This window comes from Neobacillus sp. YX16, assembly GCF_030123505.1.
Taxonomy (GTDB): domain Bacteria; phylum Bacillota; class Bacilli; order Bacillales; family Cytobacillaceae; genus Neobacillus.
The window spans coordinates 1,264,592-1,290,134 of sequence record NZ_CP126115.1; the positions used below are offsets into that span (position 1 = coordinate 1,264,592).

29 protein-coding genes are annotated in these 25,543 nt (G+C 38.5%); 24 read left to right on the top strand and 5 right to left on the bottom strand.

Translation table 11 applies throughout. From position 1 onward, the window contains the following. The first annotated feature begins 10 nt into the window (after window positions 1-10). From hpt to QNH48_RS06200, 11 genes are all read left to right on the top strand, one after another. Window positions 11-514, top strand: coding sequence for a hypoxanthine phosphoribosyltransferase (gene hpt, locus QNH48_RS06150; protein ID WP_481858485.1), 504 nt, complete (start codon window positions 11-13; stop codon window positions 512-514). Between the two features lie 29 nt (window positions 515-543). After that, window positions 544-774, top strand: coding sequence for a hypothetical protein (locus QNH48_RS06155; protein WP_283954216.1), 231 nt, complete (start codon window positions 544-546; stop codon window positions 772-774). Window positions 775-865: 91 nt separating this feature from the next. Further along, window positions 866-1,444 carry a LemA family protein gene (locus QNH48_RS06160; RefSeq protein WP_283954217.1) on the top strand — a complete coding sequence of 193 codons (579 nt, stop codon included), beginning with the start codon at window positions 866-868 and terminating at the stop codon, window positions 1,442-1,444. Beyond that, the gene (locus QNH48_RS06165) at window positions 1,441-2,187 is read left to right on the top strand and encodes a TPM domain-containing protein (protein WP_283954218.1); all 747 of its coding nucleotides are present in this window, start codon (window positions 1,441-1,443) and stop codon (window positions 2,185-2,187) included. The genes QNH48_RS06160 and QNH48_RS06165 overlap by 4 nt, the downstream gene beginning before the upstream one ends. Before the next feature lie 93 nt (window positions 2,188-2,280). Next, window positions 2,281-3,219 (top strand): heme o synthase, encoded by a 939-nt coding sequence (gene cyoE, locus QNH48_RS06170; RefSeq protein ID WP_283954219.1) that lies wholly within the window; start codon window positions 2,281-2,283, stop codon window positions 3,217-3,219. A 185-nt stretch (window positions 3,220-3,404) separates the two neighbouring features. Further along, a complete protein-coding gene (locus QNH48_RS06175; RefSeq protein ID WP_165979194.1) occupies window positions 3,405-3,551 on the top strand; it encodes a hypothetical protein in 147 nt (48 codons plus the stop codon). Between the two features lie 14 nt (window positions 3,552-3,565). Beyond that, complete coding sequence (locus QNH48_RS06180) at window positions 3,566-4,033, top strand: cytochrome c oxidase subunit II (RefSeq protein ID WP_133370517.1); 468 nt, start codon at window positions 3,566-3,568, stop codon at window positions 4,031-4,033. Window positions 4,034-4,052: 19 nt separating this feature from the next. Further along, window positions 4,053-5,735 (top strand): cbb3-type cytochrome c oxidase subunit I, encoded by a 1,683-nt coding sequence (locus QNH48_RS06185; protein WP_283955700.1) that lies wholly within the window; start codon window positions 4,053-4,055, stop codon window positions 5,733-5,735. 259 nt (window positions 5,736-5,994) lie between these two features. Further along, the gene (locus tag QNH48_RS06190) at window positions 5,995-6,624 is read left to right on the top strand and encodes an SCO family protein (protein WP_283954220.1); all 630 of its coding nucleotides are present in this window, start codon (window positions 5,995-5,997) and stop codon (window positions 6,622-6,624) included. Window positions 6,625-6,627: 3 nt separating this feature from the next. Then, complete coding sequence (locus QNH48_RS06195; protein ID WP_283954221.1) at window positions 6,628-7,185, top strand: hypothetical protein; 558 nt, start codon at window positions 6,628-6,630, stop codon at window positions 7,183-7,185. Window positions 7,186-7,207: 22 nt separating this feature from the next. Then, window positions 7,208-7,816, top strand: coding sequence for a methyltransferase (locus tag QNH48_RS06200; protein ID WP_283954222.1), 609 nt, complete (start codon window positions 7,208-7,210; stop codon window positions 7,814-7,816). Between the two features lie 34 nt (window positions 7,817-7,850). On the opposite strand, the gene QNH48_RS06205 is transcribed toward QNH48_RS06200, so the two are convergent. Both QNH48_RS06205 and QNH48_RS06210 read right to left on the bottom strand, forming a co-directional pair. Then, window positions 7,851-8,879, bottom strand: a complete 1,029-nt coding sequence (locus QNH48_RS06205; RefSeq protein ID WP_283954223.1) for a UvrB/UvrC motif-containing protein — start codon at window positions 8,877-8,879, stop codon at window positions 7,851-7,853. A 137-nt stretch (window positions 8,880-9,016) separates the two neighbouring features. Further along, a complete protein-coding gene (locus QNH48_RS06210) occupies window positions 9,017-9,382 on the bottom strand; it encodes a DoxX family protein (protein WP_283954224.1) in 366 nt (121 codons plus the stop codon). A gap of 273 nt (window positions 9,383-9,655) precedes the next feature. Here QNH48_RS06210 and desA point away from each other — a divergent pair, with 273 nt between their 5' ends. The 6 genes from desA (at window position 9,656) to QNH48_RS06240 (ending at window position 16,974) form a co-directional block, all read left to right on the top strand. Beyond that, window positions 9,656-10,687: a Delta(5) desaturase DesA gene (desA, locus tag QNH48_RS06215; protein ID WP_283954225.1), complete on the top strand. Its 1,032-nt coding sequence runs from the start codon at window positions 9,656-9,658 to the stop codon at window positions 10,685-10,687. Between the two features lie 146 nt (window positions 10,688-10,833). Then, window positions 10,834-11,967 (top strand): sensor histidine kinase, encoded by a 1,134-nt coding sequence (locus QNH48_RS06220; RefSeq protein ID WP_283954226.1) that lies wholly within the window; start codon window positions 10,834-10,836, stop codon window positions 11,965-11,967. 2 nt (window positions 11,968-11,969) lie between these two features. Continuing rightward, the gene (locus QNH48_RS06225) at window positions 11,970-12,569 is read left to right on the top strand and encodes a response regulator transcription factor (protein ID WP_133370523.1); all 600 of its coding nucleotides are present in this window, start codon (window positions 11,970-11,972) and stop codon (window positions 12,567-12,569) included. A 155-nt stretch (window positions 12,570-12,724) separates the two neighbouring features. Then, window positions 12,725-14,338 carry an acyl-CoA dehydrogenase family protein gene (locus tag QNH48_RS06230; protein ID WP_283954227.1) on the top strand — a complete coding sequence of 538 codons (1,614 nt, stop codon included), beginning with the start codon at window positions 12,725-12,727 and terminating at the stop codon, window positions 14,336-14,338. 434 nt (window positions 14,339-14,772) lie between these two features. Then, a complete protein-coding gene (locus QNH48_RS06235) occupies window positions 14,773-15,537 on the top strand; it encodes a MerR family transcriptional regulator (RefSeq protein ID WP_283954228.1) in 765 nt (254 codons plus the stop codon). Between the two features lie 111 nt (window positions 15,538-15,648). Continuing rightward, on the top strand, window positions 15,649-16,974 hold the full coding sequence (locus tag QNH48_RS06240) for a sensor domain-containing diguanylate cyclase (protein ID WP_283954229.1): 1,326 nt from the start codon (window positions 15,649-15,651) through the stop codon (window positions 16,972-16,974). Between the two features lie 18 nt (window positions 16,975-16,992). On the opposite strand, the gene QNH48_RS06245 is transcribed toward QNH48_RS06240, so the two are convergent. Then, window positions 16,993-17,580 (bottom strand): YdcF family protein, encoded by a 588-nt coding sequence (locus tag QNH48_RS06245; RefSeq protein WP_283954230.1) that lies wholly within the window; start codon window positions 17,578-17,580, stop codon window positions 16,993-16,995. A 145-nt stretch (window positions 17,581-17,725) separates the two neighbouring features. Between QNH48_RS06245 and QNH48_RS06250 the strand changes: the two genes are divergently transcribed. The 6 genes from QNH48_RS06250 to QNH48_RS06275 are packed head-to-tail and all read left to right on the top strand — an operon-like array spanning window position 17,726 to window position 22,612. Beyond that, on the top strand, window positions 17,726-18,829 hold the full coding sequence (locus tag QNH48_RS06250) for an MFS transporter (protein WP_283954231.1): 1,104 nt from the start codon (window positions 17,726-17,728) through the stop codon (window positions 18,827-18,829). Beyond that, window positions 18,830-20,992, top strand: a complete 2,163-nt coding sequence (gene fdhF, locus QNH48_RS06255; RefSeq protein ID WP_283954232.1) for a formate dehydrogenase subunit alpha — start codon at window positions 18,830-18,832, stop codon at window positions 20,990-20,992. Then, window positions 20,985-21,554 carry a 4Fe-4S dicluster domain-containing protein gene (locus QNH48_RS06260; protein ID WP_133370530.1) on the top strand — a complete coding sequence of 190 codons (570 nt, stop codon included), beginning with the start codon at window positions 20,985-20,987 and terminating at the stop codon, window positions 21,552-21,554. Before fdhF ends, QNH48_RS06260 begins: the two co-directional genes overlap by 8 nt. After that, window positions 21,551-22,054 carry a QcrA and Rieske domain-containing protein gene (locus tag QNH48_RS06265; RefSeq protein WP_283954233.1) on the top strand — a complete coding sequence of 168 codons (504 nt, stop codon included), beginning with the start codon at window positions 21,551-21,553 and terminating at the stop codon, window positions 22,052-22,054. Before QNH48_RS06260 ends, QNH48_RS06265 begins: the two co-directional genes overlap by 4 nt. Window positions 22,055-22,066: 12 nt before the next feature. Further along, entirely contained in the window at window positions 22,067-22,261 is a 195-nt protein-coding gene (locus QNH48_RS06270; RefSeq protein WP_095249164.1) for a hypothetical protein, read from the top strand. 21 nt (window positions 22,262-22,282) lie between these two features. Further along, complete coding sequence (locus tag QNH48_RS06275; RefSeq protein WP_283955701.1) at window positions 22,283-22,612, top strand: group I truncated hemoglobin; 330 nt, start codon at window positions 22,283-22,285, stop codon at window positions 22,610-22,612. A 288-nt stretch (window positions 22,613-22,900) separates the two neighbouring features. Here the strand turns inward: QNH48_RS06275 and QNH48_RS06280 are convergent, their stop codons facing one another. Further along, a complete protein-coding gene (locus QNH48_RS06280) occupies window positions 22,901-23,638 on the bottom strand; it encodes an Mrp/NBP35 family ATP-binding protein (protein ID WP_283954234.1) in 738 nt (245 codons plus the stop codon). Between the two features lie 210 nt (window positions 23,639-23,848). Then, on the bottom strand, window positions 23,849-24,031 hold the full coding sequence (locus tag QNH48_RS06285; RefSeq protein WP_283954235.1) for a hypothetical protein: 183 nt from the start codon (window positions 24,029-24,031) through the stop codon (window positions 23,849-23,851). Window positions 24,032-24,465: 434 nt separating this feature from the next. Here QNH48_RS06285 and argC point away from each other — a divergent pair, with 434 nt between their 5' ends. Further along, entirely contained in the window at window positions 24,466-25,503 is a 1,038-nt protein-coding gene (gene argC / locus QNH48_RS06290; protein ID WP_283954236.1) for an N-acetyl-gamma-glutamyl-phosphate reductase, read from the top strand. Window positions 25,504-25,543 lie beyond the last annotated feature (40 nt).

Consider the following 25,543-nt stretch of genomic DNA (forward strand, 5'->3'; position numbering starts at 1 on the left):
GAAAGATACAATGATTTCGGAGACGGAAATAAAACAAAGAGTGAAAGAATTAGCAGAGGAAATTGAAAGAGATTTTAACAATGAGCCAATCATGTTAATCGTTGTACTTAAAGGTTCCTTTGTATTCGCGGCAGATTTGATTCGTGAGATGAAGGGAAATATAAACGTCGATTTCATTTCGGTATCAAGTTATAGTGACCAAACAGAAACAACTGGAAAGGTAAGACTATTAAAGGATCTTGATGAGGATATCACGAATAAAAATGTCGTGGTGGTTGAAGATATCATAGACAGCGGATTAACCTTGCATTTTTTGAAAGACCATTTGAATATGCATAAACCGAAACAGATAAAAATTTGCACTCTTTTAGACAAGCCTGAAAGAAGAAGAGTGGAATTACCAGTGGATTACGTTGGATTTGTGATTCCAGATGAATTTATCGTCGGTTATGGAATCGACTACGCACAAAAGTATAGAAATTTACCTTATATTGCGACCGTGGAAGAGTATTAGTTTTCTCACCTTAGAGGAGGTTGTATGCTTTGACTGCAAATATTTTTAAAGGGAAAAATGAAGATGAAAAAAATAATCTAGAAGAAATTCTTGAACATTCGATTGAGATAGAAGAAGATTTAATGAGGACCTATCTAATAGCGGCTGAGCGGATTCACGACGATGATGAATTAAAAGATCGGTTTGAAAACTTTGCTGAGGGAAATGCGAAAAGGACCAAACAACTTATCGATGAATTGAATGACAATAAAGAGAAGTAACTCCAAAGCTGTGTGGATCTAATAAATCCTCGCAGCTTTTCATATTTCGAATAGGTTGTGATGCATACTATAGGAAAGGAGTGTGTTCACAATGAAAAAAGGATATATGATTATAGGAATAATTGTTGCTGCAATTGTTTTACTTGGCGTTATGTTAATGTCGAGTTATAACAACTTTGTTACCCTTGAAGAAAATGTAGACCAATCATATGCGCAGATTGAAAATCAGCTTCAAAGAAGGCTGGATTTAATACCAAATCTTGTGAATACCGTGAAGGGCTATGCATCTCATGAAAAAGAAGTGATTGCATCGATTTCGGATGCACGTGCAAGATTAGCAGGAGCGAATACAGTGGAAGAAGAAGCATCAGCAAATGCTGAATTAACCGGAGCATTAAGCCGATTGCTCGTAGTAGTTGAAAACTATCCGAATCTAAAGGCAGACCAGCAGTTTACGCAATTAATGGATGAGCTGTCTGGAACTGAAAACAGAATTTCAGTTGCGCGAAAAGATTACAATGATCAGGTTGCAGTATATAACAAAAAAATAAAACGATTTCCAGGTGCACTTATAGCAGGGATGACGGGTTTTGATGAAAAGGAATATTTCACAGCTGATCCTAAAGCGGCAGAAGCCCCTGAGGTAGACTTTGGAGGCAATGGGGAATGAAACCGAAATTGGTCTTCAGCCTTCTTTTTTTACTATTCTTCCTATTTCAAGGTGGAGCATATGCTAAGGATATCAAAATGCCAGCTCCGATTGGCGATATTTATGTCCAAGATTTTGCTAAGGTACTAACTCAAACCGAAGTAGCGGAAATTAGAAATTTAGGAAGAACAGTAGAAGATCAAACAACAGCACAAATTTCTGTGTTAACGGTGGATACCATTGGAGAAAACACGATTGAGGAATATGCAAATGAAGCCTTCAGACAATATGGGATTGGAAATGAAAAAGAAAACAATGGAGTTTTGCTGGTTATTGCCGTCACTGATCGTTTAATTCGGATCGAAGTTGGCTATGGTCTTGAGGGACGAATCCCTGATGGAAAAGCAGGGCGAATTCTTGATGAACATGCCATTCCTTACCTTCAAAATGATCAGCCAAACAAAGCGATCCTAGAAACTTATAAGACACTGGCGAATGAAGTTTTAGCCGAATATGGTCAAGGAGGGGGACTGCAGGCACCCCAAAGGCAAGCACAACAGACTACTGCTGATGAAGGATTAGGAATCCCCTCTTGGCTGCTCATCATTATTATCGTCGTTGTAGTGTTTCTTGATTTTAAGTTTTTTGGAGGGACACTCACCTATCTTCTGCTTTCTATCATCTCGCGTGGAAGAGGCGGAGGCGGCTCAAGAGGGGGCGGCGGGGGTTCTTCTGGCGGCGGCGGTGCAGGACGAGGATGGTAAGTGTTAATCTAAAAAGTGATTCATATCATGCAAAAGGATTTGATGTATGATTTAATAGTAGGGAAGGAATTATGTCTGGAGGTTTAGTGAAAAATGAGTAAAAATGAAATATCTTCTTTTCAGAAGGCTGGGAAAGAACTTTTAATAGATGAACGAAATTCCTCTAGCTTAATCTCTGACCTAAAATCACTTTTTAAAGCAGGTGTGTTAATTGCAAATGTACTGCCTGTTTTTACCGGTTTCTGGTTAGCATTACATTTTACTAATCATTCATTTAGTGATTATTGGGAAGTATTTTTACTAACGATTGTTGGCAGTACAATGGTTATGGCAGGAGCTCTCGTTCTTAATAATTGGTATGATGTTGATATTGATACTATTATGGATCGAACGAAAAATAGACCAACGGTAACGGGAAATATCCCATTAAACGTTGTTTTAACAATGGGAATTGTTTTGACTATACTGGGTTTAATCCTGTTACTCTTTACTACAATGGAAGCGGCCATTTATGCATTCGTAGGATGGTTCACTTATGTGATTTTGTATACGATGTGGTCAAAGCGAAGATATACCCTTAATACGGTAATCGGGAGTGTGTCAGGAGCTGTTACCCCATTAATCGGTTGGGCAGCCATTGAATCTAGCAATCATATTGTTCCAATTATATTGTTTCTGATCTTATTTATCTTTCAAATGCCACATACCTTTGCGATTGCGATGAAGAAATGTAAGGAATATAAAGCGGCAGGTGTTGCCATGCTTCCTGTTGTACATGGGTTTGAAATGACAAAACGGCAAATTGTCGTATATGTCGCATGTTTACTTCCCTTACCTTTTTACTTAATGCCTCTTGGTACACCATTTATTGTTATTGCAACGATACTTAACGTAGGATGGTTAGTCGTAAGTATTAGCGGATTTTTTACGAAAAATGACCTAAAATGGGCGCATGTGATTTTTCTGTATTCAGTCAATTATGTAACGATATTATTCCTGACAATGATAATTGTTACACTGCCCCTGTTCTAAAAAATGGATAACTATTTTTAAAAAAGGCTGTCCCTGCTGACTTAGTGGGGATAGCCTTTTTTTGTTGTTCATAAGTTTGTCACTTTTAAAACATCAAAATGACACAATGTGATTCAGTTCACTTCATTGAGAATCAGTCGCAATTATTATAAGGGTAAGAACAAATTAAGGGGGTTGATTTTTCGATGGCAGCTACAAAGGTTACTCATAAAGGTAAAAAAGAAGAGCATGAAGCACCGCTAAAAGGAACATGGATTTCCGTAACAGTGGTTGGAGTCGTGATTGTTGCTACGTATATAGTTCTATACGGTCTTTATATGGCCAGGATATAAGGGGGATAAGAGAGATGAAAATGCATCTTGATGAAAAAATATGGCTTACAATAAGTTTTGGTATCATCATGGGATTCATGTTAATCACTGGTTACCAAGCTTTTGCACTAGAAATGGGACCACCAAGTAATATGGAAACGATTGATCCTCAAAAGGTTGATCAAACGGCACCATTCGATAACCCAGGAGTGAAGGAAGTTGGCGACAATGAATATGAAGTCGTTATGACGCTACAAGCGTTTGGTTTTACTCCAAACAATATTGAAATCCCAGCTGGGGCAAAGGTTACATTTATTATGACTTCAAAGGATGTTGTTCACGGATTTGAAGTTGCTGGAACAAATATCAATGCAATGGTTATGCCAGGGCATATTCAAAAAATCACCCAAACATTTGATAAGCCAGGAAATTATTTAGTTATATGTAATGAATATTGTGGTGCGGGTCACCAAGTAATGAGTACAACGATTACGGTTAAATAAGGGGGGATATTTGATGAAAATGGAAGCAGATTTAAAAGTAGGTATTAAAGACAAAGCAAATAAAATGCTGGGATATCACCCAGAGGATGCAAAATTATCGAAATCATATATAGCAGTAGCATTTATCGCATTATTAGTTGGTGGATTTTTAGGATTATTACAAGGATTAAACAGAGCAGGATTGTTAGAGTTACCAACTTGGTTTAATTATTACCAAGTACTGACTGCACACGGATTATTACTAATCCTCGTGCTAACAGCATTCTTTACCATTGGATACTTTTATGCAACACTTTCTCATAACTTAGGGGGGCTACTTCCAAAAGTAAGAAAACTCGCTTGGGTCGGTTTCTTCGTTAAGCTTGTAGGATTTGTATTAGCTGTTATCCCAATCTTAATGAATGAAGCATCGGTTATGTACACCTTCTATCCTCCGATGGCTGCACATCCTGTATTTTATATTGGTTTAGCATTAATCGTAGTTGGTGTTTGGTTATGCTGTATTGGAGCATTTATCCAAGTTGCGAATTGGAGAAAAAATCATAAAGGACAACATGTTCCAATCCTATCTTACTTTGCAACTGGTGTATTCGTTCTATTATTCTTCGCTCTAATGTTCGTAGCAGTTGAAGTATTATTTATGATTATTCCATGGGTATTTGGCTGGGTCGACACGATCAATGTAATGGTCGCTCGTACACTGTTCTGGGCTTTTGGACACACATTGGTTAATATCTGGTATTTAACAGCTGTTTCTGCTTGGTACGTAGTTGTACCAAAAGTGATCGGCGGAAAGCGCTGGAGTGATATGCTAACACGTGTGGTTATTATCGCTTTAGTCATTATGAACATCACTGGTGGATTCCATCACCAAATCATTGACCCAGGTATTAATGAAGTCGTTAAATTCATGCACGTATTTATGAGTTTGGCAATTGGATTCCCATCACTTATGACAGCATTTGCACTATTTGCAGTATTTGAGCGTACTGCTAGAAGAAAAGGCGGTAGAGGATTAATCGGCTGGTGGAAGAAAATGCCATGGGGCGATGTCAGATTCCTAGCACCATTTATTGCAATGGTTGCCTTCATTCCAGCTGGAGCTGGCGGTATTGCGCAAAGCACAAACCAATTAGACCAAGTTGTTCATAATACAATGTGGATTGTAGGACATTTCCACTTAACATTAGGTATGTCAGTGGTTATGACATTCTTTGGAATTAGTTATTGGTTAGTTCCTTTTATTTCAAACCGCGTATTAACGCCGCAAATCAATCGATTAGGTGTTATCCAAACATGGATTTGGACAGTTGGTATGATCTGTATGTCTGGTGCTATGCACTATGTTGGTTTACTTGGTTCACCAAGAAGAACTTCTTACACAACTTATGGGGATCACGCAACAGCATTAGGCTGGGACCCATACTTAATGTTATTAGCAGTTGGCGGTACGTTATTAATTATCGGTGTAATTCTTCAAGTGTACGCCGTATTCAATATGATGTTCTTTGCACCAAAAGGGGAAACAGAATTCCCAATTGCTGAAGAAGAAGATAACGCAACAAAAACCCCTTATATCACAGAGCGCTGGGGCCTATGGATTGTTATCATGTTAATTGTAGTAGCAATGGCATATGTAATCCCGTTAACCGAATTTATCGTAAATGCACCTCCAGGATCACCACCTTTTAAAACGTGGTAATTAGAAAAGCGGAAGCGCCTTCGGAACAAGCACAGCTTGTTCCTGCGAGGAATATTCTCAGGAGCTTTCCTTAGTGCACAGGGGCGACAGGCATAAGACGAGCCGGCATAAAGGTTGCTCTTTAACCTTCTTGACGGATTGGCTTATGCCCCCGAGCCCCTAGGCGCAGGAGCTAGACATTGACAAAGAAAGAGATAGCCTTAAGACTTGGGCTATCTCTTTCTGCTTAAAAAAGAAAACAGAGTTGGAAGTGGTCGCTATGATCAATAATAGGTATACGAAAATCTCATTTTTTCTCGTCTTAATTTTTGGCCTTGGATTGTTTTATATCGGAACCGATGGATTCACCGCATTTACTGCCGAGACTGCCAGAGTGCAGCAGCTTAAAGATGATAAACCTCAATTCCCTAATGTTACGCTTGAAGACAGCATGGGACGAAAATATTCAATCTCTGAATTTGAAGATAAATATGTATTTATTACATTTCTCTATACATCCTGTACCACGGTTTGTCCTGAATTAGAATATAATATGAAACAAGTTTACGATAAACTGCCGAGTGGCGTTAAAGGAGAAGACATTGTCTTTTTAAGCATAAGCTTCGATCCCCAAAGAGATACACCCGCTGTATTAAACAAGTACAAAGACTTTTTTAAAAGTGATGGTGAAACCTGGCGGATGGCAAGAATCCCGGAACAGGCTGAGTTAGATTCATTATTAAAAGCATTTGGAGTCATTGTAATTCCAGATGAGAACGGGAATTTTGCTCATAATTCTGCTTTTTATTTAGTGAATAAAAAAGGAAGTCTAATTGATGTAATGGACTATAAAAAAATCGACGAAGCTGCTCAAAAAGTTACTAACATCCTAGAAAGAGGGGAGGAGTAAGCTGTGAATCAATCATTTTATGGTATGCTTTTATGGATTTTCCTAGTTGCTCCTCCTGTTGCAAACTTTATGGAATCTGTTATGGTCATCCATATGCATATGCAAATGCCGATGCTGGTAATTGCGGGTATGTTAATGGCACGTTTTTTCCAAAAACGATTTCCGGGATTTTTTGAAAAATGGAACAGCAATGGGGTTCCAGGAATTACGTTATTTGTTCTTATCGTGGTATACTGGATGTTACCGCGAACAATGGATGAAGCATTAACTTCTCACCTTGTAGAAGGATTTAAATTTATTAGTTTACCATTTTTAGCTGGAATTTCTTTAAGAGACAGTTGGAAAAAACTCAATCCATTCGGGAAAAATTCGATTATTATTAGTTTTACCGTTTTGTTTATAGGCTTAGGATGGTTATATATTTGGTCACCTGTACAATTGTGTAATAACTATCTGGTAATCCAGCAAGTTACTCTTGGATGGGGCTTTTTAACGACTGCAATTGGGATGATCGTTTATTTAGGATATAACTTTTTTATCGACCCTTCCGCATATGAATGAGAGGGCAGGCAGGAGCGAATGAATGAAAGAACACAATTATGATGAATTGCTGAATATCGAAACGGAAGGAAATCAAAGGGGATATAACAAGTCCTTCCATTATCACCGTTACGAGCCAACTCCCTATAGTGCACTTGAAAAATTATTCGAAGAATATGAATTAACTAGCAGCGACCATATCGTTGATTTTGGCTGTGGAAAAGGAAGACTCAACTTCTTTATTCATCACCTATTTCAGGCTTCCGTTACAGGGATTGAGATGAACGAAAAGCTATGCGAAGAAGCGATGGAGAACAAAGCGAATTATTTAATAAAAGCGAAAGATAATAAAGGAGAGATTCAATTTCAATGCAGCTTGGCAGAGAAATATGAAATTAATCCTCTTGATAACACTTTTTACTTTTTTAACCCATTTACGATCCCGATTTTTTGGAAAATCATTAATAATATTTTGGTTTCGGTAGAAAAATTTAAACGGGAAGTAGACGTGATTTTATATTATCCATCTGAGGATTATATCTACTATTTAGAAAACCATACGTTATTTGAATTAATAAAAGAAATTCAACTTCCTGGTTTATATGAGAATAATGCCAATGAGCGATTTTTAATTTATCGTCTGGCCTATTAAACAGCCCTCGCAGTCTAATTAAGACAATGGAGGGCTATTTATGTATGGTCTGATTTTTATAAATTAATTTCATTACGGCATTTTCTATTGTTTTATCTTTGTGGTTACGAATCCAATTATCAGGAATCGTCTTATAGCGGCAGTTGCTGCTTTTTAAATAATTATAGATGATTTGAGCTTCGTCAATTTCATCTCTATCAAGTTCCTTGTTGGCTATAAATGAAACATCCTTAAAGTGTGTCATAATGATCCTGCCAAGTTGTTCTCTAGAAGTTCCATCAATATCAAACCTCTTACTAAAAAGGATTTTATTGCGTTTAATAAGAAAAAGTTTAAAAGTTTCATCACTTAAATATTCAAGAACTGCTATATTTTTACTTTTCTCTGTGAATTCAATGGCTTTTTCCTTCTTTAATAAGAAGTTAATAGCCTCAATCCTGTCTCGATATTTTGCTGCAGCTTCGAAATCGAAATTCTCAGAAGCTGTTGCCATGCGCTCCTTCATTTCTTCAAGAATACCCATGTCCATGCCAGATAGTAATGCGATGATGTTTTCCAGTATTGTATTATACTCAGAAATCGCAGTACCCCCGCGACACATGCCAATACATAAGCCTAAAGAATAATTTAAGCAGGGAGCCGTAGTTTTTTTGTTGCTGCTGCAAAGGATTTTATAGGATTCCTTTATTCCAATAATTGCTTGTTCAACTCTATTCTTACTTGGGTATGGACCAAAATATAGCTTTCCATCCTGGTCATTTCGATTGTTTGTAATCCCAAATGTACGAAACTCATTATTCCTATCAATGACGATATAGGAGTAGGATTGGGGACTTTTCATCATTTTATTGAATAGCGGTTTTATCTCGCGAATTAATTTACATTCCAGCATAAACGCTTCAAATTCGGTGTCTGTTAACAGAATATCAAAATCACTAATATTGCTGACAAGCTTTATAATCTTTTGCGGATGTGCCTTTGATTGATGGAAATAGGATTGAACACGTCTTTTAAGATTTTTTGCCTTGCCGACATAAATAATAGAGCCGCGGGAATCTTTCATTAAATAAACCCCAGGGGTTGAGGGAAGATTTTTCACCTTTTCTTTTATAAAAATAATACTCTCCCCTTTCCCCATTTTTCTTCATTTTACCATAAAAAAATAACCAGATTGAGTAAAACAATCTGGTGAAAAAGCCGTTATGAAGGTGATTTTGAATAAAGAATATACAATAGTATTAACATGACGATATCCAATCTCGCCTTAAATGCAAAAGGCAGTATTCCGCCGGTTATGAGTGGGAGCTTTGTTAGCAGTATGGCCGCAATCATAATCCCAATTAGGGGGATAACTGCATTTTTTACACTGCGATTAAGTAAAATGAGTATGCCGCAAATAATCTCTAGAAAGGCTGTCACATATAGCAGGATATCTGGGAAAGGCAGCCCTAAACCGATAAACACTTCCAAAAGTTCTGTGCTGAATAATTTCATCATACCTGACGTAATAAAGACAAATGCAACAGCATATCGGATGAAACTAACTGTTGTCAACGAATGATTCATGTCCATTCCCCCTTTGTTAAATGTATTCAAAGGATAAGACAAACCATGAATGAAATAGTGAAATTTTTAAAAAATAGGGTTAATATTGTCGTGAAAAGCAGAAAATATAATTGCCCGAGAGGGGAGGAGAGGCTCTAATATGAGCTTCTCCTCTCTTGCGTAATAGGGGGAATATGACATTTATCATGACTTGGTCATGACAGCTATATCTACAAAGGATGATTTACTAGGGCTATAATTTTTTACAACAAATGAAAGAGGGGAATAAACGTTATGATGGAACAAGACCAAAAGAAATTACGAAAACAAGTTGCACCTTATGAAAAATCAAATTTACGAGCAAGCATTTGGCAGATAATCAATACACTAGTACCTTTCTTTTTATTATGGTTTCTTGCTTATCAGAGCCTTACCATATCATACATACTAACTTTGGGGATTTCTGTCCTTGCAGCGGGATTTTTGGTTCGGACTTTCATTATTTTTCATGATTGCTGCCATCACTCCTTTTTTAAGAACCGTAAAGCAAATACAATTCTTGGAACAATCACGGGGATATTGACCGTCTTCCCATACCACCAATGGCAGCATGATCACTCAGTACATCACGCAACGAGCAGTAATTTAGATAAGCGGGGAACGGGAGATATCTGGGTACTGACAGTGGATGAATACTTAGCTTCTTCAACATGGGAAAGATTAAAATATCGGTTGTATCGGAATCCCCTTGTTATGTTTGGATTAGGTCCTATATATGTATTCCTGCTTAAAAACCGCTTTAATAGAAAAGGTGCACGGTTCAATGAACGTATGAACACCTATATTACCAATGCAGGGATTGCTGCTTTAATAGCTTTGTTTTGTTTAACGATTGGATGGGAACAATTCCTATTGGTACAAGGCCCAATCTTTTTAATATCAGGTTCGCTGGGAATATGGCTGTTTTATGTGCAGCATACCTTTGAAGATTCATACTTTGAAGAAGATAAGCATTGGGAATATGTAAAAGCTGCATTTGAAGGCAGTTCCTTCTATAAGCTTCCGAAGGTTTTACAATGGCTAACGGGAAATATTGGCTACCATCATGTTCACCACCTAAGCCCAAGAGTACCTAATTATAAGCTGGAGGAAGCGCATAATAATACACTGCCCTTGCAAAATGTTCCGACCATTACATTAGCAACAAGTCTAAGTTCGCTTAAATTCCGTCTCTTCGATGAACAAAACAAGAAGTTTGTTGGCTTTAAGGAAATCAAGGTTCTAGTAAAAGAACAGAAAAAGTTTCTTAGACCGGAGAAAGTATGAAACGACAAGCCCCTGTTATGGGGCTTGTCGTTATTTCTGTTCTAAAATAAGGTTAGAGTCGAATAAATTGTAGTAAATGAAGATAGTGGGTAATTGTGGTAATATTAAGGTGATAAACTATTATAAGCTGAAAATGAGGTTCTATTATGATAAAAAGGTATATAACATTCCAGAAAAATAGCGGTATATCACCTTATATTTGGACCATTCTTTGCATTTTGCCATTTTATTTTATTTTTCAAACATCCTCGCCTATTAAAATCATCGTTGGGATCATCCTAACCATTCTCTTTTTTATCTTCTATCGAATTGCATTCATTTCGAAGGGGTGGCCCGTTTATCTCTGGACCTTCATCTTAATAGGTATTTCGATTACATCAACCAGTCTTTTTAGCTATGTATATTTTGCCTTTTTTCTCTCCTATTTTATTGGAAACATCAAAGAGCGAATTACCTTTCTAACCTTATATTTTATTCATTTAATAAGTACGTCCGCCTCTATTAATTTCAGTATTGTCCAGCAGGATGAGCTTTTTCTAAAGCAATTGCCTTTTGTCATCATCATTTGGATAAGCGTCATTTTACTTCCATTTAATATTCATAACAAGAAAGAAATGGGGCAGTTGGAAGAAAAGCTAGAGGATGCCAATAAGCGGATTTCAGAGTTAGTTAAGTTAGAAGAGCGTCAGCGGATTGCCCGTGACCTCCATGACACATTAGGCCAGAAGCTTTCGCTTATTGGATTAAAAAGTGATTTAGCAAGAAGATTAATTACAAAAGACCCGGATCAGGCACGTAATGAATTAAAGGACGTGCAGCAAACGGCAAGAACAGCGTTAAGTGAAGTGAGAAAAATGGTGTCTTCAATGAGAGGAATCCGGTTAAAAGATGAGATTGTACGGGTGAAACAAATATTGAAGGCCGCTGAAATAAACTTCGAGGGAAACCAGGATATTTCCATAAAAAATGTTCCCTTATTAACCGAAAACATTCTAAGCATGTGCTTAAAAGAGGCAGTAAACAATGTAGTCAAACACAGTGGCGCCACTTCTTGTTCTATATCAATTGTGCAATCGTGGAAGGAAATGGTGATGACCATCCATGATAATGGAGTGTTTAAAAGCGAAGGTGATAATGAAAACAGAGGCAGCGGACTTTTAGGAATGAAAGAACGTCTGGAGTTTATTAATGGCAGCTTAGAGCTTCTAACAAAAGAAGGAACAACTTTATTAATTAAAGTGCCCAATGACGTAAAGCCAAGAGATAAAGAGGAGGCGTAAAAATGATTAGAATTGTAATTGCAGAGGACCAGCAGATGCTGTTGGGCGCCTTCGGTTCACTTCTAAATTTGGAAGAGGATATGGAAGTGGTTGGCAAGGCTTCAAATGGGGAAGAAGCAGTAGCTTTGGTACGTAAGCATGAGCCTGATATTTGTATAATGGACATTGAAATGCCAGGGAAAACAGGACTGGAAGCGGCAGAAGAAATAAAAGGATTAAACTGCAAAGTGATCATTCTAACCACCTTTGCCCGGACTGGCTATTTCCAACGTGCACTAAAAGCAGGGGTAAGAGGCTATTTATTAAAGGACAGTCCAAGCGAAGAGCTGGCAAGCTCCATCCGTCGTGTTATGGAGGGAAAACGGATTTACGCACCGGAGCTAATGGATGATGTCTACTCCGAAGAAAATCCACTTACAGATCGTGAAAAAGAAGTATTGGAACTCGTTGCCGATGGCAAAAACACACAAGAAATCGCAGAACAACTCAGCATCAAAACAGGAACCGTCCGCAACTACATCTCAACCATCCTAGACAAACTAGACGTCAAAAACCGAATCGAAGCCATCAAACAATCCAAAGAAAAAGGCTGGTTCAAATGAAAGTGGTGCCTGTCACCGCTCGTGGACACTGTCCACCCCATATGGACACCTTGGAAAATAATTGAAACAGGATGCTGATCCTGTTTCTTTTTATTGTGGCGGTCATGTTATAATTAGACTGAAAATTATGATTATTAAAAAGGAGTGGGCTTAGGATGAGTTTAACTTCGCATGAAACGGAGACGAGGGGTAAGAATACGTATAGTTTTGATGAATTTGTTACGAGACGTCAGGGTTTGGATTGGTATCGTGATGAACCATTTTTGCAAAAGGTTGTAAAGAAATATACTGAGGCTCAGTTTGAACAGGTTCACGAGAAAATCCTCGCTTTTTCGCCTAGGGTGTCTTCTAAATGGAATACATTAGCTGAACGAAATGCGAGACCTGAGGCTCGTCCTTATATGCTTCATTATGATGCGTTTAATCATCGAATTGACCGTATCGTCCGTCCTCTCGAAGTACATCAGCTAGAGAATGAAGTATTTGGCGAAGGGCTTTTTTCGAGTAAAATGCCGCCTTGGGAAAGCTTTGTGAAAAGAATGCTGACACACCAAATCGGTGAAGGCGGAGTGACCTGTCCATTAACCTGTTCCCATGGATTAATTGCACTTCTTGATCAATTCCCCAATAATGAGATACCAGAACTTCACGAAATTTTACTACATACAAAAGAGGGGATAAATGGGGAATTTGCGATAGGTGCTCAGTTTATGAGTGAAATTCAAGGAGGTTCAGACCTGCCTGCGAATGTGCTTGAAGCCGTACCTGACGGTAGAAATTATCGTCTACACGGTAATAAGTTTTTCTGTTCCGCTGCTCATGCTGAGTATTCAGTTGTGACCGCAAAAATATCAGGGACCAACAAGGTATCAACATTTATCGTTCCAGCATGGCTTCCCGGAGATAAGGAGAAGGAAAAACGAAATGGTTACGAAATCAATCGGATAAAATGGAAGCTTGGTACTGCCGAATTGCCAACAGCTGAAATTCAATATAACGGTGCATTAGCTTATCCGATTGGGCCTAAGGACAAGGGGATTGCCGTCGCGGTGGGAATTGTTCTTACATTATCGAGGCTGGAGATTGGCATTGCCTGTGCCGGATTTATGCTTCGGGCATCTAGAGAGGCCAACCTTTATGGTGACTTCCGAACAGTCTTTGGTAAAAAGGTGAAGGACTATCCGCTAGCCGCTAGCAAATTGAAGAAAATTGAAAACGCCGCCAAAAGAACAACTGCAGGGGCTTTTAAAATTTATGATCTTTTCTTGCGCTTGGAGAAGCCTTTAAATCCAGGAATAAAATCTGATCATCCTATCGAAGTTAGAAAACAGCTATTTAACTTACGAGAACTTGTCTTACTGCAAAAAATATGTGCGACAAATGAGGGAGCGGAAGTACTGCGAGAGGCCATTTCAATATTTGCTGGTCATGGGGTAATGGAGGAATTCTCCGCACTTCCAAGAATTTTCCGTGATGTTGTCGTCAATGAACAGTGGGAAGGCCCGCGTAATCTGCTTCTCACCCAAATTTATCGGGATCTTCAGAGAGTAGCAGATTGGTATTCTCCAGCTGATTTTGTCGGTAATGTATTAAATGGGGCACCACATGAAACCATTGACAAATTCTCAAATCAGCTGGAGGATCTACTCCAAAGACCAGTTCTAGGAGAAGTAAGTGAAGCTTCAATGAAAGCCGCTGAAGAATGGGACACATTTTGTGATTCTTTCTTTAAAGCGTATCAGGAAACAGCATTAGCAGAAATCGAATAACAAGTTTGGCCAGCCATTGTCTTCCACATCAATGGCTGGCTTTAATTTTTGGCTGCGTTAAAGTAAACTGTTGCTTTTGTAACCTGTTGATTTGTGCGGAAGGCGCGAGACTCCTCGAAAATGCTATCGCATTTTCTTCGTGCGTGGGCAGATTCGAGGATGTAAATCAATGTCCTGCAGGAGGACGGGATAGGGGAGAACCCGCAGGCGGTTTAGCGCCGAGGAGGCTTCTCGAACCGCATGCGGAAAGCGAAGCGCCTCGGGACAGGCAGAGACGGCCTGTCCCTGCGGTGATTATTCGAAGAAGCATTCCTTAGTGGAGCACAAATCAACAGCCCAATTAAACATGCCTTTTTTTATGAAAATTAGGCAAACTAAGGTATTGACCTTAACGTTGCGTAAAGGTGTATGGTTATTTATGAGGAGATGATCACATGGAATATACAATACAAAAACTAGCTAGTCTCGCAGGTGTCAGCACTCGAACACTCAGGTATTATGATGAAATTGGAATTCTTAAGCCGGCAAGAATCAATTCATCAGGATATCGGATCTATGGACAGGAGGAAGTAAATACTCTTCAGCAAATCCTATTTTATAGAGAGTTAGGAGTCGGTTTGGACAGCATCAAGGAGATTGTAACGGCGCCTTCTTTTGATGGGGCAAAAGCACTGCGGGAGCATCGTGAAAAACTCCTCGAAAAAAAAGAACGACTAGATTTATTAATCGCCAATGTCGATAAAACGATAGCACTTACGGAAGGGAGAATAACCATGTCAAATAAAGAAAAATTTGAAGGTTTTAAGAAAAAGATGGTTGAAGATAACGAGAAAAAGTATGGGAAGGAAATTCGTGAAAAATATGGCAAGGAAAGTGTGGAGGCTTCAAATGCAAAAGTAATGAACATGACAGAGGAGCAATATCAAGAGGTAACAGCTTTAGCAGAACAAATCCACACTACACTCGCTAAAGCATTTAAAACAGGAGATCCCGCTGGAGAATTAGCTCAAAAAGCTGCCGAATTACACAAACAATGGCTAACTTATTATTGGAAGGAATATAGCAAAGAAGCCCATGCAGGTCTAGCACAAATGTATGTGGATGATGAAAGGTTTACAGCTTATTATGACAAAGAACAACCTGGTACCGCAGTGTTCCTAAAGGACGCGATTCATATCTACACAGGTCAAAAAAACTAATGGTTAAGACTCACCCAATAATCGTTTTGGGTGAGCTTTTTATATTTTCACAGTAATAAGTGTAGAATAAAGTAAGGATATATAAGAATTAATCATGGAAAGGCGAAAATTATGGTTGAAAAATATAGTTTAGAGATTTTGAATAGGCCCGACCTATTTTATCAGTTGATTAATAATATGACTGATTTAGTCTTTTTGACAAAAGTAAATCAAGATAAATCATTAAGCTATGTTATTTTAAATAAACCAGCTAAAGACCTTTACGGATTAACAAATGAATCCTTTGGCAGGCCGATAGAAGAGGTTCTTCCAAGCAATGCTTATCATATTATCAAGAGAAAATACGAAGAAGCAATAGAAAAGAAACAGCCAATCAAATACGAAGATATGGTTATTGTTTCGCCTCTTCTGCAAACCAATAATCATGGAATCATTTATTGGGAATCGACGATCACCCCTGTGTTTAATCAAGACGGTGTGTGTACTCATTTGTTAGCCATTGTTCGTAATCTAACAGAACAAAGAGAGAAAGAAAATGAAATACAAAGAATAAAAGACCGCTTGGAGCTCGTTTGGAATAGTGTTGCGGATGTCATGTTTACATTTGATAAAAATGAAGATATTGTATCAGTTAATAAAGCATTTGAAAAATTATTAGGCTGGAAGGCAGAAGATCTGGTAAAGGATAAGTCCATCAGTTTTATCCCTGAAGATGATAAAGAAGACCTAAGAAAATTCATTGAAAGAGTAAAAAACGGCGAGACAGTGACTTCTCATGAGGTAAAACGAATACCAAAAAGTGGTGAAATGATTTATTTTCTTGGCTCATTTTCGCCTCTTTATGATCAGAATGGTGATTGGGATGGAGGTGTAGTTGCATATAAAAACATCACGGAAAGAAAGAAATATGAAGATAAGTTAAAAGAGTTAGCTCTCCATGACCCATTAACGGGTTTTCCTAATCGAACTTACTTTTCACAATGTCTAAAAATAGAGATGGAAAAAGCAAAACTATCTAAACTGTTACTTTCAGTTTTTGCACTTGATATCGACCACTTTAAAGAAATTAATGATACGTATGGACATGACATTGGTGATGAGGTGTTAAAGGAATTTGCCAAACGCGTTAAAAGAGCAATTAGGAAAAATGATTTCCTCGCAAGAATTGGAGGAGATGAGTTCGTTATATTAATACCCGAGTTGACAGAAAAGACAAAGGTTGTAGAAATGGCTGATAGAATCCAACAATGTCTCGGTGATGAATGGATCATTGCCAATGAAAAAATAAAAATTACTTCAAGTATTGGAATCTCATTTTACAACCAATTTGACTCAGAAGAAAAAACACTATTTAAAAACGCTGACCTAGCTTTATATGAAGCAAAGAAAAAAGGAAGAAATAATTATCAAATTTATAATGATCAAAAAAACGGCTAATGTTGAATTGGCCGGTTTCTATTTTTTGAAGATAGTTACTAGATAATATTTGGTTATCGCAAGATACTCTCTTAGATATGACTTTGGAATAGCTACAGCAGGAGTTTCTGCAGGAATTCCTTGTAAATTCAAACCCTGATCTTTAGCAATGGACTTGGCACGATAAAGATGAAAATCATTCGTTACAAGTAATCCATTTTCAAGATAATCCGGAATGAGCTTTTTTGAAAAACGAATATTTTCAACTGTATCTGTTGATTTATCTTCTAATATGATTCTATTACTAGAAATTCCGTGTACAAGTAAGCCCTCTTTAATCGCATCTGCCTCAGTAATATCTTCTCCTGGTCCCTGTCCTCCTGATGCAATCGCAATGGTTTCTTTGTTTTTCTTCATATAATTTGCTGCAGCATCAATCCGATATTGAAGAGCCAGAGAAGGTATTTCACCTTTAACTCGTGCCCCAAGAATAATAATATAGTCAGCATGCAACGGTACCTCACTATTCGTGTGGGCCCTAATCTTAGAATGTAAGAATGCGAAGTATAGTATTACACTGAGTGTAAGCACGCCTAAAACCATATAAAACGTTTTCCTATTCCCCATCAAATCCGTCCCTTTATGTATAATCTTATCTTCCTTTTATTCTACCATAGTCGATTTACTCTTCCCTATGTATGTTAAAGTACTGGGAATTTTTTTATATACCCTTGGCATACTAAACGAGACAAAGAGTAAAGGAGTTTAGCGTATGAACTTTTATCCATATGAAGAAGATTCACTGCTTTTTTCAAAGAAATCAGCACGAAATGTTTTTATCGTGTTAGTGATTTTATTTTTTTCTGTTTATATTGGATCAGAACAATTTGGATATTTCGATATGGCCTTATATGGATATTTGTGGGCAACTGTTTTGTGCTTTGTGCTGCTGACAATCAGAATCACCTCGTGGACCTTACGTCCTCCAACTAGAAGGCTGTGGAAGCAAGGTATCAAAATGATGTTCAGTGCTAAAGGGCTTGCATTCGTCTTTAAGACTTTGTACACCAATATCGGAGAGCAAAGGTTTATTAGAAATAGGTCTGGTTATCGCTGGGCACAGCATATGTTCATTTCTTGGGGTGTCATTTTCTCATTTGCCATTACCTTTTCCCTTGTCCTTAATTGGCTTCATTTTGAATTAGTTGAACCTAAAACCTATGCGGCAGTGGTTTTTGGGATTCCAATGTTTCGAATGGGAGTTGACTCACTTCTCGCAATTGCCATTTATCACGGTTTAAATTGGACAGGAATTGCTGTCATTATTGGCTGCGGTATGGCGCTGTATCGAAGAGTTACAGACGAAAAAAAGATTGTTGAGCAATCAAAAGAATATGACTTCTTTCCACTCTTTCTACTAATAGCAATCTCAATAACTGGCTCCTTATTAACCGTGTCTGCGTTGTGGATGGAGGGGGCTTTCTACTTAGGTATTGCGCTTGCTCACCAAATAACAGTCATTGTTTTTCTTTTATATTTTCCTTTTAGTAAGTTCTGGCATTTACCGCTTCGATTTTTAGCTGTGATGGTTCCGATGTATCACGCGATGGGGGAACAGAAACAATGTGCCAGATGCGGGATAGAATATGCAACGGCTACACAAATCAAGGATGTTCAATTAGCTTTAGAAAAAAGACATTTGTCTGTTCCGATAGATCACACAACACTTCATTTTTCAGACCTATGTTCACAGTGCCGTAGAGTTAGTCACAGATTGAGTGCCTATGGTGCTAAAGTTCATTTCCGTAAAGCTAACCTCGTGTTAGAAAGTAATGAGAAAAACGGACTTCAATTGAAGAAGGGAGGAGATCAATAGATGGGCCATGCACAAAATAAAGACTACTCGCAAAGAGATTACGATGCAATAGTACGAGATGGCGAGGAACTGATTTCTACTCATTGCTGCTTTTGCGGGATGCAATGCGGGATGAACATTCGCGTGAACAAAGAGGATAAATCGGTCCTCGGTGTTGAGCCTAGATATGATTTTCCGATGAACGGGGGCAGGCTTTGCCCCAAAGGAGTAAGCGCCTACCGACAGGCAGAGCATGTGGAACGGCTCAAGCACCCGCTTATTCGAAAAAATGGAAAGCTTGAACAAGCTACATGGGATGAAGCTATGGACTTGATTGTATCGAAAATCCAAGAAATTCAAGGTAAATATGGAAAGGATGCCTTTGGAATTTATAGCGGTTCTTCCATGACGAATGAAAAATGTTACTTAATGGGTAAATTCGCGCGGATTGGACTTGGAACAAAAAATATTGATTACAATGGCCGCTATTGTATGTCATCTGCATCTGTCGGATTCAACCAAAGTATTGGAATTGATAGGGGATCAACCAATCCCTGGTCTGACATCAAATTTGCAGATGTTTTGTTGATTGCAGGCTCTAATACGGCTGAGTGTCATCCGTTATCGATGCCATATATTTGGGGTGCTAGAGATCGCGGGGCCAAATTAATTGTCGTCGATCCTAGGCAAACAAAAACAGCACTTGTAGCAGATGTCCATTTAGACATTCGTCCAGGAACTGATGTGGCGATAGCAAATGGCTTACTGCACGTCATGATTGAAGAAGATTTAGTTGACCATGACTTTATTCAAAACCATACAACAGGTTACGAAGAAGTAAAGGAACTTGTAAAGAAATATACGCCTGCACATGTTTCTGAAATTACAGGTGTTGCGGTTGACAAAATCATAACTGCTGCCCGCCTATTCGGTCAGGCAAAAACGGGTATGACCATGTTCGCACGCGGGGTTGAGCAGCATGCGACAGGCACAGATTCCGTTTCAAACTATGTAAATCTGTGTTTAGTAACTGGGAAAATGGGGAAAAAGGGTTCAGGGGTTGCAACCTTTACGGGTCAAGGAAATGGCCAAGGCGGCAGGGAACATGGTCAAAAAACGGATCAGCTTCCAGGGTTCCGAAAGATTACTGACCCGAAAGCACGAGAATATATCGCTGGTGTTTGGGGTGTCGATGAATCAGAAATTCCAGGACCGGGGTTATCGGCCTTTGAAATGCTTCAGGCACTTGGAAAAGAAATTAAGGGATTGTTACTAATCTGCAGTAATCCAATTGTTTCCTCCCCAACCGTTGGTGATGTAGGTGAGTATCTAAAGAGTTTAGACTTTTTTGTTTGCATGGATTTCTTTTTGTCAGAATCAGCAGAGCTAGCGGATGTGGTTCTTCCATCTACCGTTTGGATTGAAGACAATGGAACCATGACAAATGTTGAAGGACGGGTATTACGTGTGAAAGGTATTGATCGTACACCTGGTGAAACAAAACGGGACTGGAAGGTCATTTGTGATATTGCGGAACGACTTGGCAGGGGGCAATACTTTCAATTTAATTCACCAGAAGATATCTTTAATGAGCTTCGGGTTGCAAGTAAAGGCGGTACCGCAGATTATTACGGAATTACCTACGAAAAGCTCGATAAAATGCAGGGGGTATTTTGGCCATGCCCAACTGAGGAATCGGAAGGGCTGCCAAGATTGTTTGAGGATTTGAAATTTAATTTCCCTGATGGAAAAGCAAGAATCTTAGCATTTGAACATAAAGGTCCAAATGAGAAAACGAGTAAGGAATACCCAATCATTTTATCGACTGGACGAGTTGTCTTCCACTATTTAAGTGGAAATCAAACAAGGAGGATTGAGGCTCTGCGTAATTTATGTCCAGACCCCTATGTGGAGATTCATCCCAACTTGGCGAAAAAATATAACATTGAACATGGAGAACCTATAAAGATATCAAGCCCTAGGGGCAGCATCGAGCTCCCAGCTAGAGTTACCAAAATCACGAGAGAGGACATGGTATTCGTTCCCTATCATTGGGGGAAATCCTTGGCAATCAATCATTTGACGAATCCCGCATTAGAACCGAAATCGAAAATACCAGAATTCAAGGTTTGCGCAGTCAAATTAGAAAAGATCGCCTCGCATGCAGGTGAAAAGCATGGCTAAGGTTTTATATATTGATTACGAAAGATGTATTGGCTGCCGGGCTTGTGTTATTGGTTGTGAAGAATGCAGTGGACATGATCATTTATCAAGAATGTTTGTTGATGAGTTAAATCCAGGAGAAACGGTGGCAGCCTCACCAACCCCTTGTATGCACTGTGTAACACCTGCATGCGCGGAATCATGTCCTGTGCAAGCAATAGCAATCGCGGATGATGGAACGGTATTATCTGCCTCATTAGAAAAATGCATTGGCTGTAAAAACTGTACTTACGCTTGTCCATTTGGAATTCCACGGGTGGATGATGTGAAAAAAGTAATGTACAAGTGTGATATGTGTTATGACCGGACTTCTAAAGGAAGACCGCCAATGTGTGCAAGTGTTTGTCCAACGGATACCATTCGCTTTGTGGATGAACACGAAATTAAATCCGAACCACCTAAGGAAGTTCAGTTTAAGTGGGATTTCGGCGGAACCGTGATTGAAACAAGGACTGTCATTGGAATGCCGGATACTGAGACAAACAGATATGGATTTAGAGAAGGCGATGGTGTTCAATCATGAAGAAAATAGAGGGATTTCTTCGAAAGCTGTCTTTTAATATCAGAAGAGATAAAGAATTAGAATTAAATAGAAGGGGCTTTATCGCCTCTTCCTTATCGTTAATGGGCGTATTATTTGTAAGCTCAACCCCTTTAATGGTGTTATCAAAAAATCGCGAGGAAGAAGCCCATGATTCCGAGGTGTTTATTGTAAATGAAAAAGATATCGCTGTAGGACAGAGTGTTTCATTCTATTATCCTGATGAGAATGATTCTGCGATATTGGTAAGAATCTCTGAAAAGGAATATAGGGCCTATAACAGTAAATGTACGCATTTAATGTGTCCAGTTTATTGGGAAAAGGATACGGGGAAGTTAACCTGCCCGTGTCATAATGGCTTCTTTAATGTGGAGGATGGGTCTGTTCTTGCGGGACCGCCGCCAAGGGCGCTTCCTTCCATTAAGTTGAAATTTAAAGGTAAAAAAATCTACGCTGTTGGAATCACTCAGGCTCAGCATTAGGAGGCGGGTTTTATGAAAATGGCATGGTGGGTTTTTATGAGTCTGCTGACCGTGCAAATTATTCTTATTCAATACATGGTAGAGGAATATCTGGCAGGTCATTACGGAAATCTTTTTTATTATGTATTGGCCTTAGGCTTTATGTTTGTTTTGACACTGATAACATATCTATTCTTTAGAAGAGTGGATAAGGTAATGGATCATTAAAGGAGGACGAATGGGTTGCAAATGAATGATGAGAAAATAACTTCTGTTGTAAAAGACTTCTTTCATAAAATTCATGCAGATGACTTGATGAGAAAATTTTTTAAGGATCATGATCAGGAGAGAATTCAGCATCACCCGCAGACATTTTTACAGCATGGATTGGGTGAAGGAAAATATAGCAATGAACAGATAGCAAACGCACATAAAGATATTCCTATCAACGATGAGCATTTTGAAGCAATGGTCGGAAACTTCATTTCAACACTGGATGATAACGGGTTTAGTGCGGATGACAAACAAAAGATACATGGAATATTACAAGGATATAAAGGCGATATTTTAGGAAAATAAAATAGTGGTGCCCCGTTATGGGGATACCACTATTTTTTTAGCTGATAAAGTCTGTTTTTTATAAGTTGGTGGTGAAAATGTAAATAATGGTAATTTTAAGGACGTCCACCCACCTCTTAGTTACCATGGCATGTGAATTTTTAAGTTACGGTACCTATAGAGCCCTTATAGTGACCATGTCACGTACATTATTAAGGTTACGGTACCTATAGAGCCCTTATAGTGACCATAGCACGTGCATTTTAGAGGTTACGGTAACTATAGACCTCGGTTTTTTCCACTATTTTCCTATGCAATTGAATCCTGCACTTTTTCAGCTAATTCGTTGTATTTATCAAACAGCAGGGAACCTCTTTTATAAATAGAAGGTTCATAATCATCCTCTTTTGGAGCTAATATTGGCAACTGGGCAATGAGATTTGTCCCCAGTTTTGATGCTAACTGCTCTGAACCCCCTTTGCCGAACAGATAATACTTTTGTTCGAAATCTGGCGGCTGAAAATATGCCATATTTTCAACAATACCTAAGATATTATGATTATTGATTGCAGCCATTTTCCCAGCTCGTTCTGCAACATGTGAAGCGGTTGGATGTGGAGTTGTGACAACAATCTGATTGGAGCTTGGAATCAGTCGGTTCACGTCCATGGCAACATCACCTGTCCCTGGCGGCATATCGATTATGCAGTAATCAAGAGGACCCCAAATCACTTCATTAATAAATTGGTTGATGACCTTTCCAAGCATAGGACCTCGCCAAACAACAGGGTCATTATTTTTAACGATAAAACCCATTGACATGATTTTTACACCATGGGATTCCACAGGAATGATTTTATTATTCATCGATTTCGGACCAAAACTTATATTCATCATGTTTGGAATACTGCTTCCATATATATCAAAATCAATTAATCCTACCGCTTTACCCTGTCTAGCCAACGAAACAGCAAGATTCGCAGATACAGTAGACTTACCAACCCCGCCTTTACCCGAGATCACCGAAATAACTTTTCCAGATAACATACTCTCACCTCTTTTTGTTTAATGCTGTTCTCTTAAATATTGTTGTTAAAATCTTAATGCCGATTTTAACATGGAATAAGCTGTTTTGAGCTATAGAACTAGGTTTGCAGGCTCTTTTCTCAATAATTTAGGCTATTCTCAATGAAAAAACGATTAAATAAATCGTTTTTACTTTTATTAAGCAACAACATTTGAGAAAAGAGCCTTTATTTAAAGACAATTTTTCATCGAGCTTTGAAGGTACTTGATCCATGGCTCCCAATTTTTAATCATATAGGCAGGTTCTCCATCAGACAAATAACCTAAGAAACTCTTAGAATCATCGACTACTACATCCTTTCCTTCACGAAGCCGAGAGATTAGGTCATGAATAATGATATATTCCTCGAGCAATAATTCACTTGAATACTCCAGCTTAACCCAGTTATTGGCGATATGGACATCGCCTAGTGTCTTGTCGGAGTTTTCAAGATAGATTTCATAGTGGTTTTCGGACCTCTTTTTTAGAAAAGGTAAGTCATATTTGGCAAGGTCAACTTCTTTATGAAAAGTTAATGTTGTAGTTAACAGTCTGCAACCCTCCTTATCCGTCTCTAACAGTATTTACCATTAGCATACATAAAAAACATCATCTTTTTCAAGGAAGCTATCGCATGCATGAATTATGCATGATATTTGTATATTCATACACAGCAAAATGAAAGCGTTTCCAAAAATAAAGGTAAAAAAGTTCGATAAAAACTGAAAATTGGGCAATTTATTTCTTGAATAATTATTACTATGAATGTATAATGATTCATTATATGAGAGACTTAGGAGTGGGAAAAATGAGGGCTGCAATTATCGGTGGAACGGGATATGGGGCAATAGAGTTAATAAGGCTTATAAACAAGCATCCGCATTTAGAGGTTGGTTGTGTTGTTTCCAACTCTCAGGCTGGTAACGACATTAGCGAATCCTACCCACACCTTACTGAAATAATAAATCAACCATTTGAAAAATATGATCCGGATAGATTAGCAAAAGAGAATGATATTGTATTTTTAGCTACACCATCTGGCGTCAGTAGTAAGATGGCTCCTCAACTCGTAGATAAGGGTATTAAAGTGATCGACCTTTCTGGAGATTTCCGGCTACGGTCGCAAAATGAATATGAAACCTGGTATAAGCATTCAGCACCAGAAGAGGAATATTTAAGTAAGGCAGTTTATGGATTGAGTGAGATTTATGAAGATGAAATTAAACGTGCCACGTTCATTGCTAATCCGGGCTGCTACCCAACAGCAACCAGCCTCGGTTTGCTGCCAATATTGAAAGCAAATCTTGCAGACTCAAAATCTATTATTGTTGATGCAAAGTCAGGTGTATCTGGTGCCGGCAGAGGTCTTTCATTAACAGCCCATTACGCTGAAATAAATGAAAATGTAAAAGCTTATAAGCTTGGCGCACATCAACATATACCGGAAATTGAACAAGTACTTAAGGATGAAAGTGGCAGGCTGGTAACAATTACGTTTACAACTCATTTGGTTCCGATGACTAGAGGAATTATGATAACGGCCTATGTTAATTTACTTGGGAAAATATCAACGAGTGAAGTGAATGCGTTGTATAAACAGTTTTACGAAAATCATCCATTTGTCAGGATTAGGCCAGAGGGAATCTATCCATCAACCAAAGAGGTCAGTGGCAGTAATTATTGTGACATCGGATTACATGTTGACCAGCGAACGAATCGTCTAACCGTGATTTCAGTTATCGACAATTTAGTAAAAGGTGCAGCAGGGCAAGCGATACAGAATGCAAACTTAATGAATGGCTGGGCTGTCAGTACAGGTCTTGAAGACATATCATTATATCCTTAATAAAATTATTGATTAAATAATAGATGGAAAGTTTTATAGA

Excerpts from the sequence above, each read along its gene's own strand:
- QNH48_RS06175 (WP_165979194.1), top strand. The coding sequence starts at position 3,405 with ATGGCAGCTACAAAGGTTACTCATAAAGGTAAAAAAGAAGAGCATGAA.
- QNH48_RS06270 (WP_095249164.1), top strand. The coding sequence starts at position 22,067 with ATGAAAATGGCATGGTGGGTTTTTATGAGTCTGCTGACCGTGCAAATT.
- QNH48_RS06185 (WP_283955700.1), top strand. The coding sequence starts at position 4,053 with ATGGAAGCAGATTTAAAAGTAGGTATTAAAGACAAAGCAAATAAAATG.
- QNH48_RS06230 (WP_283954227.1), top strand. The coding sequence starts at position 12,725 with ATGAGTTTAACTTCGCATGAAACGGAGACGAGGGGTAAGAATACGTAT.
- desA (WP_283954225.1), top strand. The coding sequence starts at position 9,656 with ATGATGGAACAAGACCAAAAGAAATTACGAAAACAAGTTGCACCTTAT.
- QNH48_RS06165 (WP_283954218.1), top strand. The coding sequence starts at position 1,441 with ATGAAACCGAAATTGGTCTTCAGCCTTCTTTTTTTACTATTCTTCCTA.
- fdhF (WP_283954232.1), top strand. The coding sequence starts at position 18,830 with ATGGGCCATGCACAAAATAAAGACTACTCGCAAAGAGATTACGATGCA.
- QNH48_RS06245 (WP_283954230.1), bottom strand. The coding sequence starts at position 17,580 with ATGGGGAATAGGAAAACGTTTTATATGGTTTTAGGCGTGCTTACACTC.
- QNH48_RS06240 (WP_283954229.1), top strand. The coding sequence starts at position 15,649 with ATGGTTGAAAAATATAGTTTAGAGATTTTGAATAGGCCCGACCTATTT.
- QNH48_RS06180 (WP_133370517.1), top strand. The coding sequence starts at position 3,566 with ATGAAAATGCATCTTGATGAAAAAATATGGCTTACAATAAGTTTTGGT.
- hpt (WP_481858485.1), top strand. The coding sequence starts at position 11 with ATGATTTCGGAGACGGAAATAAAACAAAGAGTGAAAGAATTAGCAGAG.
- QNH48_RS06160 (WP_283954217.1), top strand. The coding sequence starts at position 866 with ATGAAAAAAGGATATATGATTATAGGAATAATTGTTGCTGCAATTGTT.
- QNH48_RS06275 (WP_283955701.1), top strand. The coding sequence starts at position 22,283 with ATGAATGATGAGAAAATAACTTCTGTTGTAAAAGACTTCTTTCATAAA.
- cyoE (WP_283954219.1), top strand. The coding sequence starts at position 2,281 with ATGAGTAAAAATGAAATATCTTCTTTTCAGAAGGCTGGGAAAGAACTT.
- argC (WP_283954236.1), top strand. The coding sequence starts at position 24,466 with ATGAGGGCTGCAATTATCGGTGGAACGGGATATGGGGCAATAGAGTTA.
- QNH48_RS06210 (WP_283954224.1), bottom strand. The coding sequence starts at position 9,382 with ATGAATCATTCGTTGACAACAGTTAGTTTCATCCGATATGCTGTTGCA.
- QNH48_RS06250 (WP_283954231.1), top strand. The coding sequence starts at position 17,726 with ATGAACTTTTATCCATATGAAGAAGATTCACTGCTTTTTTCAAAGAAA.
- QNH48_RS06190 (WP_283954220.1), top strand. The coding sequence starts at position 5,995 with ATGATCAATAATAGGTATACGAAAATCTCATTTTTTCTCGTCTTAATT.
- QNH48_RS06280 (WP_283954234.1), bottom strand. The coding sequence starts at position 23,638 with ATGTTATCTGGAAAAGTTATTTCGGTGATCTCGGGTAAAGGCGGGGTT.
- QNH48_RS06220 (WP_283954226.1), top strand. The coding sequence starts at position 10,834 with ATGATAAAAAGGTATATAACATTCCAGAAAAATAGCGGTATATCACCT.
- QNH48_RS06200 (WP_283954222.1), top strand. The coding sequence starts at position 7,208 with ATGAAAGAACACAATTATGATGAATTGCTGAATATCGAAACGGAAGGA.
- QNH48_RS06225 (WP_133370523.1), top strand. The coding sequence starts at position 11,970 with ATGATTAGAATTGTAATTGCAGAGGACCAGCAGATGCTGTTGGGCGCC.
- QNH48_RS06235 (WP_283954228.1), top strand. The coding sequence starts at position 14,773 with ATGGAATATACAATACAAAAACTAGCTAGTCTCGCAGGTGTCAGCACT.
- QNH48_RS06260 (WP_133370530.1), top strand. The coding sequence starts at position 20,985 with ATGGCTAAGGTTTTATATATTGATTACGAAAGATGTATTGGCTGCCGG.
- QNH48_RS06205 (WP_283954223.1), bottom strand. The coding sequence starts at position 8,879 with ATGAAAGATTCCCGCGGCTCTATTATTTATGTCGGCAAGGCAAAAAAT.
- QNH48_RS06265 (WP_283954233.1), top strand. The coding sequence starts at position 21,551 with ATGAAGAAAATAGAGGGATTTCTTCGAAAGCTGTCTTTTAATATCAGA.